Annotated in this window: 15 protein-coding genes and 1 riboswitch; of the genes, 8 read left to right on the top strand and 7 right to left on the bottom strand. The window is 41.4% G+C overall.

All coding sequences use genetic code 11. From position 1 onward, the window contains the following. Positions 1-332: 332 nt before the first annotated feature. A riboswitch (molybdenum cofactor riboswitch) is annotated at positions 333-472 on the top strand. From moaA to P3L40_RS16050, 5 genes are all read left to right on the top strand, one after another. Then, on the top strand, positions 462-1,442 hold the full coding sequence (gene moaA, locus P3L40_RS16070) for a GTP 3',8-cyclase MoaA (RefSeq protein WP_136135079.1): 981 nt from the start codon (positions 462-464) through the stop codon (positions 1,440-1,442). Its footprint overlaps the riboswitch before it by 11 nt. 24 nt (positions 1,443-1,466) lie before the next feature. After that, positions 1,467-1,943: a cyclic pyranopterin monophosphate synthase MoaC gene (moaC, locus tag P3L40_RS16065; protein ID WP_094962424.1), complete on the top strand. Its 477-nt coding sequence runs from the start codon at positions 1,467-1,469 to the stop codon at positions 1,941-1,943. After that, positions 1,943-2,188 carry a molybdopterin synthase sulfur carrier subunit gene (gene moaD / locus P3L40_RS16060; protein WP_004256672.1) on the top strand — a complete coding sequence of 82 codons (246 nt, stop codon included), beginning with the start codon at positions 1,943-1,945 and terminating at the stop codon, positions 2,186-2,188. Before moaC ends, moaD begins: the two co-directional genes overlap by 1 nt. A 1-nt stretch (position 2,189) precedes the next feature. Continuing rightward, complete coding sequence (gene moaE / locus P3L40_RS16055; protein WP_004256668.1) at positions 2,190-2,642, top strand: molybdopterin synthase catalytic subunit MoaE; 453 nt, start codon at positions 2,190-2,192, stop codon at positions 2,640-2,642. Positions 2,643-2,775: 133 nt separating this feature from the next. Then, positions 2,776-3,483, top strand: coding sequence for a Bax inhibitor-1/YccA family protein (locus P3L40_RS16050; protein WP_004256664.1), 708 nt, complete (start codon positions 2,776-2,778; stop codon positions 3,481-3,483). 211 nt (positions 3,484-3,694) lie between these two features. On the opposite strand, the gene P3L40_RS16045 is transcribed toward P3L40_RS16050, so the two are convergent. The 5 genes from P3L40_RS16045 to cecR form a co-directional block, all read right to left on the bottom strand. After that, positions 3,695-4,801, bottom strand: a complete 1,107-nt coding sequence (locus tag P3L40_RS16045; RefSeq protein WP_196731826.1) for an ABC transporter permease — start codon at positions 4,799-4,801, stop codon at positions 3,695-3,697. 9 nt (positions 4,802-4,810) lie between these two features. After that, positions 4,811-5,950 (bottom strand): ABC transporter permease, encoded by a 1,140-nt coding sequence (locus tag P3L40_RS16040; protein ID WP_196731827.1) that lies wholly within the window; start codon positions 5,948-5,950, stop codon positions 4,811-4,813. Next, the gene (locus tag P3L40_RS16035) at positions 5,947-7,686 is read right to left on the bottom strand and encodes an ATP-binding cassette domain-containing protein (RefSeq protein ID WP_136135081.1); all 1,740 of its coding nucleotides are present in this window, start codon (positions 7,684-7,686) and stop codon (positions 5,947-5,949) included. Before P3L40_RS16035 ends, P3L40_RS16040 begins: the two co-directional genes overlap by 4 nt. 9 nt (positions 7,687-7,695) lie before the next feature. Continuing rightward, positions 7,696-8,691 (bottom strand): secretion protein HlyD, encoded by a 996-nt coding sequence (hlyD, locus tag P3L40_RS16030; RefSeq protein WP_136135082.1) that lies wholly within the window; start codon positions 8,689-8,691, stop codon positions 7,696-7,698. A gap of 153 nt (positions 8,692-8,844) precedes the next feature. Then, complete coding sequence (cecR, locus tag P3L40_RS16025; RefSeq protein WP_004256610.1) at positions 8,845-9,543, bottom strand: transcriptional regulator CecR; 699 nt, start codon at positions 9,541-9,543, stop codon at positions 8,845-8,847. A gap of 285 nt (positions 9,544-9,828) precedes the next feature. Here cecR and rhlE point away from each other — a divergent pair, with 285 nt between their 5' ends. From rhlE to P3L40_RS16010, 3 genes are all read left to right on the top strand, one after another. Next, positions 9,829-11,157, top strand: coding sequence for an ATP-dependent RNA helicase RhlE (rhlE, locus tag P3L40_RS16020; RefSeq protein WP_136135083.1), 1,329 nt, complete (start codon positions 9,829-9,831; stop codon positions 11,155-11,157). Between the two features lie 168 nt (positions 11,158-11,325). Next, entirely contained in the window at positions 11,326-12,267 is a 942-nt protein-coding gene (gene dusC, locus P3L40_RS16015) for a tRNA dihydrouridine(16) synthase DusC (protein WP_136135084.1), read from the top strand. Positions 12,268-12,426: 159 nt separating this feature from the next. Further along, positions 12,427-12,675 carry a GlsB/YeaQ/YmgE family stress response membrane protein gene (locus P3L40_RS16010; protein ID WP_004256598.1) on the top strand — a complete coding sequence of 83 codons (249 nt, stop codon included), beginning with the start codon at positions 12,427-12,429 and terminating at the stop codon, positions 12,673-12,675. Between the two features lie 80 nt (positions 12,676-12,755). Here the strand turns inward: P3L40_RS16010 and sseA are convergent, their stop codons facing one another. Both sseA and P3L40_RS16000 read right to left on the bottom strand, forming a co-directional pair. Then, positions 12,756-13,595 carry a 3-mercaptopyruvate sulfurtransferase gene (gene sseA, locus P3L40_RS16005; protein ID WP_136135085.1) on the bottom strand — a complete coding sequence of 280 codons (840 nt, stop codon included), beginning with the start codon at positions 13,593-13,595 and terminating at the stop codon, positions 12,756-12,758. Positions 13,596-13,633: 38 nt separating this feature from the next. Next, positions 13,634-13,795, bottom strand: coding sequence for a hypothetical protein (locus P3L40_RS16000; RefSeq protein ID WP_004256593.1), 162 nt, complete (start codon positions 13,793-13,795; stop codon positions 13,634-13,636). Positions 13,796-13,805: the final 10 nt, after the last annotated feature.

The raw sequence follows: 13,805 nt of genomic DNA, 5'->3' as shown, positions 1-13,805 counted from the left end.
GTTTTGATAAGCGTTAAGTGCTGATATTTATAACGTAAACAATCAGATGGGGAGCTTGTTCCCCATTTTAGATCTATATCAATAAATGTTTAATTAAATAGTTAGAGATGTTAATCAATTAGTATGAAATTATACGGTTTGAAACCACTCAAAATGGAAAATTGTCATTGATAATAATAGCTTCGGTGATTCAACTATGTCTTTTGTAAGTCGTTGTATATAATGATATATATCGAATTGCAATTCGCTTTTTCAATTTCTATCGGCTAGAATCCTTACATAAATTAAGTGAACAGAGTGACGCATTTTACAGTTTAAAATCAGTGACTCGGTTCCAGATAAAACTCCTAGCCTTTGCGTCTAAGTTTGAACGACTGAATATGATGCACTGGCCGTGGCCTAGAGCCACCAGGGTGCAAGATAGAAATGTCTGCATCTCCCGTACTTGGAAAGGTGTGATTATGCAGCAACTTGTCGATCAATTTGACCGGAAATTTTATTATCTTCGGCTTTCTATAACAGATGTTTGCAACTTTCGTTGCACATACTGCCTACCCGATGGCTACAAGCCAAGCGGTCGCCATGAATTCTTAACATTAGATGAAATTCGTCGTATCAGTACGGCATTTGCAGAATTAGGCACAGAAAAAGTGCGTATTACGGGCGGTGAGCCGACTATGCGCAAAGATTTCAGTGATATTATTGCTGCCATCAATGAAAATGAATCAATCAAAAAAATAGCCGTAACAACCAACGGCTACCGTATGGCGCGAGATGTGCATGAATGGAAAGCCGCAGGGTTGAACGCGATCAATGTGAGCGTTGACAGCTTAGATCCACGCCAATTTGCGGCCATCACAGGGCAAGATAAATTCTTTCAGGTGATGAAAGGCATTGATGCCGCCTTTGAAGCAGGCTTCGAAAAAGTAAAAGTCAATGCAGTGCTCATGAAAAATGTCAATGATATTGCGTTGAAGTCATTCCTAAATTGGATCAAGCACCGACCAATTCAATTACGTTTTATTGAACTCATGGAAACGGGAGATGGTAGTGATATCTTCCAACGCTTTCATATTTCGGGCGAAACCATTCGCGATCGCTTAATTGAAGAAGGCTGGTATATGCTTCCTCGTTCTCGTAGTGATGGGCCAGCTCAAGTCTTTAGTCATCCAGATTACCAAGGCGAAATTGGGCTTATCATGCCTTACGAAAAAGATTTTTGCCAAAGCTGTAACCGCTTACGTGTTTCCTCACTAGGAAATCTCCATTTATGTTTATTTGGTGAAAATGGTATTCCACTTCGTGATTTATTGGGCGCAGATGACCAAAACGAAGCGTTAAAAGCGCGTATTCAACGGGGCTTACACCATAAACGAGAAACCCATTTTCTGCATATGGGCGATAGCGGAATTACACCAAATTTATCCGTAATCGGCGGTTAACTCTTTTTTATTTCAGGAGAAAATATGTCCCAACTGACTCACCTCAATGCGTCGGGCGAGGCGCATATGGTTGATGTTTCAGCCAAAGCTGAAACTGTCCGTGAAGCTCGCGCAGAAGCTTATGTCACCATGAACCCAGCAACCTTAACGATGATTGTCGATGGTAGCCATCATAAAGGGGATGTGTTCGCCACGGCACGTATTGCGGGTATTCAAGCGGCAAAAAACACTTGGCAGCTTATCCCATTATGCCACCCATTGTTGTTAACCAAAGTTGAAGTGACCTTGAAAGCGGAACCTGAACATAACCGCGTCCGTATTGAAACTTGTTGCCGGTTAACAGGGAAAACAGGGGTAGAAATGGAAGCGTTAACAGCCGCATCCGTTGCTGCGTTAACGATTTATGACATGTGTAAAGCCGTGCAAAAAGATATGGTGATTGGCCCTGTTCGTTTATTAGAGAAAACAGGCGGCAAATCTGGACATTTTAAGGTGGAATAATGATCACAGTATTATTTTTTGCTCAGGTACGTGAGCTAGTTGGAACGGAACGTTTAGAACTTACAGACTCGTACCAAAAAGTGGAAGACTTGCGCCAAGCACTTTCACAAAAAGGGGATCGTTGGGCGTTGGCACTTGAAGATGGCAAATTACTTGCCGCTGTTAATCAATCATTTGTTTCACTAGACCACCCTCTCTCAGAAGGGGACGAAGTGGCATTTTTCCCACCTGTCACTGGGGGGTAATATGGAAAACACCCATATTGCAGTACAAACTGAAAATTTTAGTGTTGGTGAGCAATATCAATGGCTTGCACAGTGTGATAGTGATGGCGCAGTGGTGACTTTTACGGGGAAAGTGCGTAACCATAATTTAGGTGACAGCGTTGCGGCATTAACACTCGAACACTACCCAGGAATGACTGAAAAAGCGTTAGCGAATATAGTCATAGAAGCAAAAGAGCGTTGGCCATTGCAGAGAGTTAGTGTGATCCACCGCATTGGCACCTTACAACCCGGTGAAGAAATTGTTTTTGTTGGGGTCACGAGTGCTCATCGTAATGCAGCATTTCAAGCGGCTGAATTTATTATGGATTACTTAAAAACGAAAGCCCCATTTTGGAAAAAAGAAACCTTACCTGAAAATGAACGTTGGGTGGAAGCGAAAGAAACCGACGAGGCGTCTGCAAACCGCTGGTAATCGCATTTTTTCCGCTAAAAAATACGAATTTGCTGAATGGTATTGTCAAAAGAATGTGTTAGACTTTGGTTAATTTCTCCGATTGCAGTATTTTTACTGGGTCGATTTTTCTTTTAGCGAAAGGGTAACCATCATGGGTCAGTTTGATCAACGTAATGATTCTCTTGTCCAGGGTGCCAATACTGGCGTTCAGGCATTTATGTCGCAAGTATACGGCTGGATGACAGTCGGTCTACTGCTGACAGCTTTTGTGGCATGGTATTCTGTAAGCAGTGGTTTGTACTACACCATTGCAACCAATAAGATTCTCTTTTTTGGAATGATAATTGCTGAACTTGGTTTAGTGATGGGCATTTCATTCCTGCTGCAAAAAATTAGTGGCATGGCAGCAACGGGCATGTTTATGCTCTATTCATTGCTCACCGGCTTAACGATTTCAGTTATTCTTGCCGCATATACTGGTGAGTCTGTTGCGGGCACATTTGTCATTACTGCGGTAATGTTTGGTGCATTAAGCTTCTACGGCTATACCACTAAACGTAGCTTAACAGGTATGGGTAACTTCCTGTTTATGGCGCTGATTGGTATTGTTGTCGCTTCTTTGGTTAACATCTGGCTGCAAAGCACCATGATGTATTGGGTGATCACTTACGGTGGTGTTTTACTATTTGCTGCTTTAACTGCTTATGACACTCAAAAACTGAAAGAAATGGGTTCACAAATTGATGAAGACGACAGAGAAACAATGCGTAAATACTCTATTATGGGTGCATTATCTCTGTATTTAGACTTCATTAACCTGTTCTTAATGTTGCTGCGTATCTTTGGTGACCGTCGCTAATTTGAGTGGCTTTCCTCATTACTCAGTGAAATGAGGGGATAGAAGTCGTTAAAATTGAAAACCCTTGTTACTTTGGTAACAAGGGTTTTTTGATCTAAATACCATCGTAAAATATGATTTGAATATTATTAACTTGTTTGTGATTCAAGGCGTTAATGATAGTTCCAATGCTTTTAATTGTATTTTCAAAGTGTAATATTATTTTTTTTGATCACGCTATTTTCTTTCTAAATAAGTAATAGGCCACTGAACTGGTGATTATCGCAATGATGAATAATGGCCATAAACTATGGAAGACAACTGAAAAATCAGCATTTTTTAGGTATATCTGTTTGGTGATTTCAGTGAAATGACGAATTGGGTTAATCCAAGTGATTTGTTGCAGCCAAATTGGCATGTTTTCGACTGGGGAAATATAACCTGATAGCAGCACTGCTGGCATCATAAATACAAATACCCCAATGAACGCTTGTTGCTGAGTTGAACACAGTGCTGAAATAAGTAAACCAAACCCCACCAAGGACAACCCATAGAATAACATTGTGGCATAAAAGAGGAGTAGGGAGCCAGCAAAAGGAATTTGATAGCAAAAGATCCCAATAACTAGGACTAAACTTGCCTGTGCAGTCGCTACTATCAATGCAGGTACCGCCTTACCAATAAATATTTGCCAAGTGGTAAGGGGAGAAACGAGCAATTGGTCCAGGGTGCCTTGTTCTCTTTCCCTCGCGATAGAAAGAGATGTCACAATCAGTACCCCGATCGTAGTTATTAAAGCTACTAATGAAGGCACAATAAACCATTTATAATCTAAATTGGGGTTGTACCAATTACGAACGATTAATTCACTGTTGTTCGGCAGAGTCTGTGATTGCGTTAGCTCATGTTGGTATTGAGTGACAATTTGTGCAACATAATTTGCTGCAATTTGCGCACTATTTGAATTACGTCCATCAAGGAGTAACAGCATATTAGCGTTATGGTGGCTTGCAATATCAGCACTAAAGTTTTGCCCAAAACGGACAACCAGCAGAGCCTTGCGGTTATCAAGCGTTTCACGAATTTCATGTTCATTCTTCAATAATAAAACTTGAGAAAACGCACTGGCTTTAGCGAGACGTTGAGTCAACTCGATAGAATGCTCACCACTGTCTTGGTCAAAAATTGCAATGGTGGTGTTAGTGACCTCAAGAGTGGCAGCCAGAGGAAATAAAATCATCTGAAATATCACGGGTAAAATCAAAATAGCCCGTGTTTGTGGTTCTTGAAGTAATGATTGAAGCTCTTTCATAATTAAGGTGTATAGGCGATAAAACATAACTTCACCTCAATCCAAACGACGGCGAGTTTTTAGCGCCGTCAGTCCAATAAATAGTGTTGCAGAAGCGATGAGTAGCAGGAAATCTATCAATAAAACAATATAGATATCACCCGCAAGAAAGAGAGTTTGTAAGCTGCTGACAAAGTACCGAGCAGGGATAAAATAAGTCACAGCTTGAATAATGGCTGGCATACTATCAATTTCAAAAATAAACCCAGATAACATGATAGCAGGTAAGAAAGCGGCATTCAGAGCAACCATCGCTGCATTAAATTGGTTACGAGTAATTGTTGAAATCAATAACCCCATCCCTAATGCCGTTGCCAAATAAAGGCTGGTAATGACAAATAATACCAATAGAGAGCCGCGATAAGGTACTCCTAAGACAAATGTGGTGACAAACATGCATAACACCATCACAAAAGTACCAAGCACTTGGTAAGGCAATAATTTTGAAAGCAATAACTCAGTTTTAGTGATTTGGGTTGAAAGCAATGCTTCCATCGTGCCACGTTCCCATTCTCTTGCAATAACTAAAGAGGTCAAAATAGCACCAACTACGGTAATAATGATGCTAATTGCCCCTGGAATAATAAAATGCTGACTAATTGCCGCTTCATTAAACCAATAGCGCATATTGAGTTCAATTAGTGGGTCTGTTGGGTAGCCTTTATTTTCCCCTTGCTGCACCAGCCACGTTTGCCACACACCTTGAGTATAAGCTTGCACAAAGTTAGCCGTATTCGGTTCGCTGCCATCAGTAATGACTTGAATTGCGGCATGACCTTGTTTTTGCAGCAATTGGGCTGAAAAATTTACAGGAATGACGATAATGCCGCGAATTTCACCCGCTTGCATTTTATCGATTAATAAATGGCGGTTATTACTAATAGTCGCATCGATAAATGGCGAACCAGTGAAGGTATCAACCAATTCACGAGCTTGCGAACTTTGTTGCTCAAGTAAAATACCGACACGTAATTTACTTGAGTCTAAATTGATACCATAACCAAAAATAAATAGTAACATCAATGGAATAAGCACAGCTATAAGAGCGCTGCTAGGATCCCGCACAATTTGTTTACTTTCTTTCCAGCATAGTGCTTTAAGCCTACGCCATGAAAAATGAGAAGCGGTGTGAGTCATAGTGCCTCCTGTTGCTTATCATAATTCATGATTAGCTCGATGAATGCATCTTCCATGGATGGGTCAGGGTTTTCAGCACTTGCGACTTGCTGTTTCAGTTCATCAGGGGTTCCTGCCGCAATAATTTTTCCATGGTAAACCAGCCCGATACGGTCACAATACTCTGCCTCATCCATAAAGTGAGTCGTGACCATAACGGTAACGCCTTTATCAACCATTCCATTGATATGTAACCAAAATTCTCTACGAGTTAGTGGGTCAACACCTGAGGTTGGCTCATCTAAAAATAAGATATCAGGCTCATGCATTAATGAGCAGGCGAGGGCTAAACGCTGCTTATACCCCAGAGGGAGGGATTCAGTCACCTGATTGATAATCGGTTTGAAATTAAAGGCCTCAACCATTTCTTGGATTTTTTGGGTTTGTTGTTGATGATGTAAACCATAAACACCCGAAAAGAATTTCAGGTTTTGCCCCACTTTTAGGTTACCGTACAGCGAGAACTTTTGTGCCATATAGCCAAGGTGCTGCCTGACTTTGTTTGAACTCGTTTTTAAATCCATTCCAAGAACGAGTGCTTGCCCATCTGTTGGCTTCATTAACGCACACATCATTTTAAAAGTTGTCGATTTTCCCGCACCATTTGGCCCCAATAAACCAAAAATTTCTCCTCGTTTAACTTGGAAATTTACGGTATCAGTTGCCGCAAATTGGCCAAATTTTTTGGTTAAATTACGCGCTTCTATGACGGTTTCTTCAGGATTAGGTGGAATTTGCGGTACGATAGCGGCTAATTCCGAACGATGAGATGGGCCCCCACCTAATAAGTCAATAAACGCATCTTCAAAACGTGGCTGTGCTTCAATGAGTTTTCCATCTGCCATATTTAATGCAGTTAATAAATTTGTCTGTGATGCATTAGGCTTCAAAATTAAGCGAATATAGCGGCCTTGGATTACACCATCGGTGGTTTCTGGTAATACGAGTGCGTTTTGTAATACAGTGCGTTTTTGTGTGGCTGGTACATCAAGTAAAAACGAGCGTCCCGCCATTTTTTCAGTTAATAACTCGGGCTTGCCTGCATAAAGCTGTTTGCCTTTATTTAATAGTAGCACATTTTTACATTGCTGAGCTTCATCTAAATAGGAAGTACTCCAAAGAATGAGCATTCCATCATCGGCAAGAGTATGAACCATTTGCCATAGTTCGCGTCGAGCGATGGGGTCAACACCAACACCGGGTTCGTCGAGTAAAAGGACCTTGGGTTTTCCTAATAATGTACAGGCTAACCCGAGTTTTTGCTTCATCCCCCCCGATAATTTACCGGCTAGCCTATTGGTAAAAGGGGCTAGGCTGGTGAAAGAAAGCAGTTGCTGATAGGTTTTTTGGCGCTCTTCGCCGAGTACGCCACGCAAATCTGCGTACAAATTTAAATTTTCTTGTACGGTCAGGTCTTCATATAAACCAAATTTTTGGGGCATATAACCAAGACCAGCTCGCATAGCAATGCTGTCGTCGATAGGGTCGAGCCCCATCACGCTAATTTTCCCTGCATCTGGTTTTAATAGCCCTGCAATCATGCGCATTAAAGTTGTTTTTCCTGCACCATCAGGGCCGACAAGGCCTGTTACAGAGCCCCCATGAATATCGATTGTTAAGCTTTCAACGGCTGGAGTATCCAAGCCAACAAATGTTTTCTCGACATTGGATAGGCGGATACTGTAATCATCACTCATAGCAAACTCTTACTGTTTATTATCAGTAAATTGAATAGTTACAGGCATACCTTGGCGTAAAGCATCATCTGCATCATTGACGACGATACGTAGTCGATAGACTAAATCGGTTCGTAAATCCGGTGTTTGTACGCTTTTAGGGGTAAACTCGGCGGTAGGGGAAACAAACCCGATGGTACCATGGTAAGGCTGATTTGGGCGGCTATCCGTATACAGCAAGACTTCTCTACCGGGGATGGCATCACCGAGGTGTGGTTCGCTAACATAAGCTCTGACCCAAACAGGATTTGTTAAAGTGACGCTAAATACGGTATTACCTGCACCGATGATTGTGCCAGGTTCGATTGCTCGGGTTAAAATAGTCCCAGAGGAAGGTGCAGTTAAAACGGTGTCTTGTAAGTCGAGTTCAGCTTGAGCGACAGCCGCTTCGGCTTGTAACCATTCGCCTCGAGCGGCAGCTATCTCTTCTTGGCGAAAACCGCTTTGGTATTGATTTAGTTTATCTTGTGCCGCTTGAAGGGCGGCAAATGCTTGGTTTCGATTGTTCTTCGCGTTATCTAAATCATTAGCCGAAATAACGCGGGAGGCAGCAAGCCCTTGCTGACGTTTATAGAAGTTATCTGCATATTGCCAAGCCGCTTGTTTTTGAGCCACTTCAGCTTCAACTTGTGCAACCTCTTGAGTACGGTAACCACTTTCTTTTAAAGCAAGTTGGGCTTTGGCGCTGTCACGCACCCCTTTGGCTTTATTTAACGCGTTAATGTAGGGGGCATCATCCAGTAGGCCAAGTTGCTCGCCTGCAATAATTTTTGCACCTTCATCAACGCTTAGGGATTTGAGCTTACCTGACACTCGAAAACCAAGATTAACCGTTCGGACATCAACATTGCCGTAGAGTGTTAATATTTTGTCTTGCTGTGATTGATAGTAGTAATAACCACCAATTGCAGCACCGATTAATATGAGAATAATGAAAACAACAACAGAACGGTTTTTATTGCTCATAGCTAACCTTACTTAAAGAATCAACGATATGAAAACAAAATTTGTTGTTAGAGGCCGCTGTTTTTAATGAAGAAATGTGGCACCAGCTGCAATAAAATCACCAGCCTCTAGTTATTATCAATGTGAATGAATCACTTTAATTATTTTATCATATCACTTTTCATATTGTTTGCGATGGCGTAAGCCTGCTAATAATATATTTGTATGTTCAATAAGAACTTGATTAATAATTTTAAATTCATTTTCATTGATATGTTTCCAACCCGTTTGGCGTAACAAAGTTTCTCGAGCAATTCGAAATGAAAGTGTTTCGCCAAGGATTGCGTGTGTGTGGATTAGCGTTGTTAAATGATTGGGGTCAGCACCAATGTAAATCGCAATCAAGCGGTTTAGGCGCGAATGTATTGGGCCTAAAGCCTGTTCATGGATTACCGTATAGGCTTCGGTCGGGTTGAGTTGTTCACGTGCTAATATCCGAGAAAAACTTAAATTTTTCTTTTCCAACTGAAAATGATTATAGGCAATGACTGTTTTTTGTAGTAAATCAAGTGCATCATCAGTTACTTGTACTGACAAAGGTTGATTTAGAAAGTTGTCAATTGCTTGAAAAACATCATGGAAATCGTCCCGAATAGTTTTTGCGATAAGCTGAGCTACCGCTAAGTAAAGACCTTCTTTTGAGCCAAAATAATAAGAAATTGCGGCAATATTTTGCCCTGATGCCTGTGCGATCTTGCGTGTAGTAGCGCCATCAAGCCCTTGTTCTCCATATACATCAGCAGCAGTGAGAAGCAATTGCATTTTCGCATTTTCTCCTCGCAACGTTGACGATGAACCTGTATTCATAACCATTCCTTTAAAAATTCAGAATTAAATAACACCTAATTAGCTCTTAATGGCTTTTCATTTTTATAAAAAGTAAAAAACGACATCTCATAGTACAATGTAAGTATATATACTATGTGGGTCGGATTTTATATTAATTTATTAACCAAACTAAATTAATATATTTATCATCTGTAAATAATGTTAGAATTTTACACAGTGTCGCACGGCAGTTTGCGCTTTATCTTCTGACTCACTTCCCCCATAACTGCCACATTCAATTTGAAGCGGTGAAGCCCGGAGTAATTTAATTTGACTACTTTTTCAGACCTCGAGTTAAACGAGGAAATTTTGCTTGCCATTAATGAATTAGGTTATGAAAGCCCTACGCCTATTCAACAACAAGCTATCCCAGCCGTGCTTGCAGGAAACGACCTTTTAGCTAGCGCCCAAACTGGTACAGGTAAAACAGCGGGTTTTACATTGCCAATTTTACAGAAGCTGATTACAACTCCTCGAGCAGGAAAGGATCGCAAGCCTATTCGTGCGTTAATTTTGACGCCAACAAGGGAGCTTGCAGCGCAAGTTGCTGAAAATGTAAAAGAATATAGCCGTCACCTGCGTATTCGTTCTTTTGTCGTCTTTGGTGGGGTAAGTATTAACCCACAAATGATGAAGTTACGTGGCGGGGTTGATATCTTAATTGCAACTCCGGGGCGCTTATTAGATTTAGAACACCAAAATGCAGTAGATCTTTCCCAAGTCGAAGTTTTTGTTCTGGATGAAGCTGACCGTATGTTAGATATGGGGTTCATTCATGATATTCGTAGGGTGATTAATAAATTACCTAAAAAACGTCAAAACTTATTGTTCTCAGCGACGTTTTCTGACGAAATCAAACAATTGGCGAATAAATTACTCAATAACCCTGTAACTATTGAGGTTGCTCCGCGAAACTCAGCTTCTGAGCAAGTGACTCAATATGTTCATCTGGTTGATAAAAAACGAAAAGCGGAATTACTTTCGTTTATGATTGGCCGTGAAAACTGGCAACAAGTTCTTGTTTTTACACGTACAAAACATGGTGCAAACCGTCTCGCTGAGCATTTAAATAAAGATGGTGTCAAAGCTGCTGCTATCCATGGTAACAAGAGCCAAGGGGCTCGTACTCGTGCATTAGCTGATTTTAAATCTGGGGATATTCGTGTGTTAGTGGCAACGGATATCGCAGCTCGTGGCCTTGATATTGAACAGCTTCCTTATGTGGTGAATTTTGAGCTTCCTAATGTTGCAGAAGACTATGTTCACCGTATCGGTCGTACAGGCCGTGCAGAAGCAACTGGGATGGCAGTTTCCTTAGTATGTATCGATGAGGCTAAGTTACTCAAGGATATTGAAAAATTATTGAAAAAATCGATTCCATTGATGGCGATTGAAGGCTATGAGCCCGACCCCTCCATAAAGGCGGAGCCTATTCAAAAAACACCACAACGCAATGAACGTCGTTCAGGTGATAGAAACCAAGGTAAACCACCACGTCGCAGTAATTCGCCATCGTCAAAGCCTAGTTCAGGGAAGGGGGCAAGTTCCCCATGGAAAAACGCCCAGAAAAAAGTCAAACAAGGGCGAAGTGACAGCTAATCTTCCATAAAGCTTGTAGCTTTTTTTAATGTTAATGGCATTAACTGGAGCTACCTGTGAAACTATTTCAAGCCTGTCACTGGTCACCTCCATCTTAGAATCTTCCTGCTCATCTATTCAATAAACGGTATGATAAGCAGGTGTTATTACGTTTTTTGTGAGCCATTTATGCGCGTTTTATTAGCTCCTATGGAAGGAGTTTTAGACCCTTTAGTACGTTGTCTATTAAGCGAAGTTAATGACTATGACCTGTGCATAACAGAGTTTGTTCGCGTGGTTGATACTCTTTTACCAGCAAAAACTTTTTACCGTTTATGCCCTGAACTAAAACATGGTAGTCGTACCCCTTCAGGGACATTAGTTCGCGTGCAGTTATTAGGGCAACACCCTCAGTGGTTGGCAGAGAACGCAAACCGAGCGGTCGAGTTAGGATCTTGGGGGGTTGATTTAAATTGCGGGTGTCCATCAAAAACAGTTAATGGCCACGGTGGTGGTGCGACGTTATTGAAGCAACCTGATTTGATTTATCAAGCTGCGAAATCAATGCGTGAAGCAGTTCCAAAAGAATTACCTATTTCGGTTAAGGTTCGTTTGGGGTGGGACAGTTCTGAATTTGCTTATGAAATTGCAGATGCGGTTCAACAGGCGGGGGCAACAGAACTTACTGTCCATGGTAGAACCAAAGAAGACGGTTATAAAGCAGAGAGTATTAATTGGTTTGCCATTGGAGAGATCCGCCGTAAATTATCGATCCCAGTGATTGCTAATGGTGAAATTTGGGACTATGCAAGTGCACAGCGCTGCCTTGAAATCACAGGTTGTGATGCCGTGATGATTGGCCGTGGAGCACTAAACACCCCAAACCTAAGTCGAGTGGTCAAATTTAATGAATCTAAAATGCCTTGGGAGCAAGTTGGCAGGTTGTTATTAAAGTATACAGAACTTGAAAAACAAGGGGATACCGGCCATTACCATGCAGCCCGGATTAAGCAATGGCTAGGCTATTTACGTAAAGAATATCATCAAGCAGATGAACTTTTTTCTCAGGTTAGGTCGTTAAAAAATGCCCAACAGATTGCGCAAGTGATAACTGAAATTGTGAGCAATTAGTTATGAATAATGTTGATTGGCAAAATTTTATAGTTGCGAAATTAACTTATAGGGTCTTTACTTAATTGGTAGGAGAGCGATTTTATTTATTTAAAGCTCTACTATTATATGAGAACATTTTGACATTATAGTGAAATTACCTAGTCTGGGAGGCGTAAGATGGGTGTAATTGCTTGGATTATTTTTGGTCTAATTGCAGGTGTTTTAGCTAAGTGGCTGATGCCAGGTACTTATCACATGGGGTTCATTATGACCACCGTGCTGGGGATTGTTGGTGCCGTTGTGGGTGGTTACATCAGTACTTTCTTTGGTAAAGGAAAAGTTGATGGTTTCAACTTTGGGAGTTTTGTTGTCGCGGTTATCGGTGCGATTGTCGTACTGTTCTTAGCCGGGATATTTGCCAAATAACCATTTCCTCTACTTGGTAAATCTTCATTCTATAAGCCACTTAAATATCAAGTGGCTTATATTTTTATGGAAGAAGAGGATTACGACTCGATTGGCAGGCCGTTATCTTGCCCCCATTGGGCCCATGAACCATCATACAAACGCACGTTTTGGTTACCTAATAATGTTAATGCCATTAATACCACAGCTGCGGTCATTCCTGAACCACAGGTCGTCACTGAAGGTGCATGGATATCCACACCTTGTTTAGTAAAAATAGCTTTAAGTTGCTCCGGTGATTTGAATTCACCCTTTTCAACGAGAAGATCCCATGGGACGTTTTTGCTCCCAGGAATATGCCCCATACGTAGACCCGGACGTGGTTCTGGCGCTTGGGCAAGAAAGCGTGGTTCTGCACGAGCATCAATAATTTGAATTTTTCCTTGATTTACAATATCAAGCATTTGTTCTTGATTCAGTGCGTTACTGTCTTTACGTGTGGCATGGAATTGCTTCGCAGCTGGCGGAGTGACTTCCCCGGACTGAACATCAAGCCCTGCTGCTTTCCATGCATCGATGCCACCAGCTAAAATTTTAACGTTTTTGCAGCCCATAGTGGTGAAAGTCCACCATGCTCTTGGGGACGAAAATAAGTTATTCTGTGAATAAATAATAACTTGGGTGTCATTACCTATGCCCATGGCACTAACTGCTTGGCTAAAAACATCGGCACTTGGCAGCATATGGGGTAAATCACAGCTTTTGTCTGCAATTTCATCTTGATGAAAGAACTGAGCGTTAGGAATATGTTCTTCTAGATATTGTTGGCGGCAATCATAAGGTGCGGTCGGTGGTGGAGAAGAAGCATCGAGTACAATGATGTTATCATCAAATAGATGTGAATTTAACCATTGTGGGGTTACGAAATAATCGTTGTACATAAGCTATCTCCATCCTGGGCTGATAAATTATTTTAAAATTACTGAATTTGATTGGGTGCTGGCAGTGCTGAAGGGGATTGCGGTTGCCCTTGCTCAAGTGGTGTGGTTGAACGTGTATAAATGTTCATACCCGCTAAAACAATACCGCCTACAGAACCAAAAGCGCATAATGCGCAAAGTGCGATAACAACCTTTTTCATTTTCTATAGC

This window comes from Providencia sp. PROV040 (assembly GCF_032706145.1).
GTDB classification, from domain to species: Bacteria; Pseudomonadota; Gammaproteobacteria; order Enterobacterales; family Enterobacteriaceae; genus Providencia; species Providencia hangzhouensis.
The sequence above is the reverse complement of the archived record's forward strand: the minus strand, read 5'-3'. Positions and strand labels throughout refer to the sequence as shown.

Bases quoted from the DNA above. Each gene is read 5' to 3' on its own strand.
- moaA (WP_136135079.1), top strand. From the start codon at position 462: ATGCAGCAACTTGTCGATCAATTTGACCGGAAATTTTATTATCTTCGG.
- moaC (WP_094962424.1), top strand. From the start codon at position 1,467: ATGTCCCAACTGACTCACCTCAATGCGTCGGGCGAGGCGCATATGGTT.
- moaD (WP_004256672.1), top strand. From the start codon at position 1,943: ATGATCACAGTATTATTTTTTGCTCAGGTACGTGAGCTAGTTGGAACG.
- moaE (WP_004256668.1), top strand. From the start codon at position 2,190: ATGGAAAACACCCATATTGCAGTACAAACTGAAAATTTTAGTGTTGGT.
- P3L40_RS16050 (WP_004256664.1), top strand. From the start codon at position 2,776: ATGGGTCAGTTTGATCAACGTAATGATTCTCTTGTCCAGGGTGCCAAT.
- P3L40_RS16045 (WP_196731826.1), bottom strand. From the start codon at position 4,801: ATGTTTTATCGCCTATACACCTTAATTATGAAAGAGCTTCAATCATTA.
- P3L40_RS16040 (WP_196731827.1), bottom strand. From the start codon at position 5,950: ATGACTCACACCGCTTCTCATTTTTCATGGCGTAGGCTTAAAGCACTA.
- P3L40_RS16035 (WP_136135081.1), bottom strand. From the start codon at position 7,686: ATGAGTGATGATTACAGTATCCGCCTATCCAATGTCGAGAAAACATTT.
- hlyD (WP_136135082.1), bottom strand. From the start codon at position 8,691: ATGAGCAATAAAAACCGTTCTGTTGTTGTTTTCATTATTCTCATATTA.
- cecR (WP_004256610.1), bottom strand. From the start codon at position 9,543: ATGGTTATGAATACAGGTTCATCGTCAACGTTGCGAGGAGAAAATGCG.
- dusC (WP_136135084.1), top strand. From the start codon at position 11,326: ATGCGCGTTTTATTAGCTCCTATGGAAGGAGTTTTAGACCCTTTAGTA.
- P3L40_RS16010 (WP_004256598.1), top strand. From the start codon at position 12,427: ATGGGTGTAATTGCTTGGATTATTTTTGGTCTAATTGCAGGTGTTTTA.
- sseA (WP_136135085.1), bottom strand. From the start codon at position 13,595: ATGTACAACGATTATTTCGTAACCCCACAATGGTTAAATTCACATCTA.
- P3L40_RS16000 (WP_004256593.1), bottom strand. From the start codon at position 13,795: ATGAAAAAGGTTGTTATCGCACTTTGCGCATTATGCGCTTTTGGTTCT.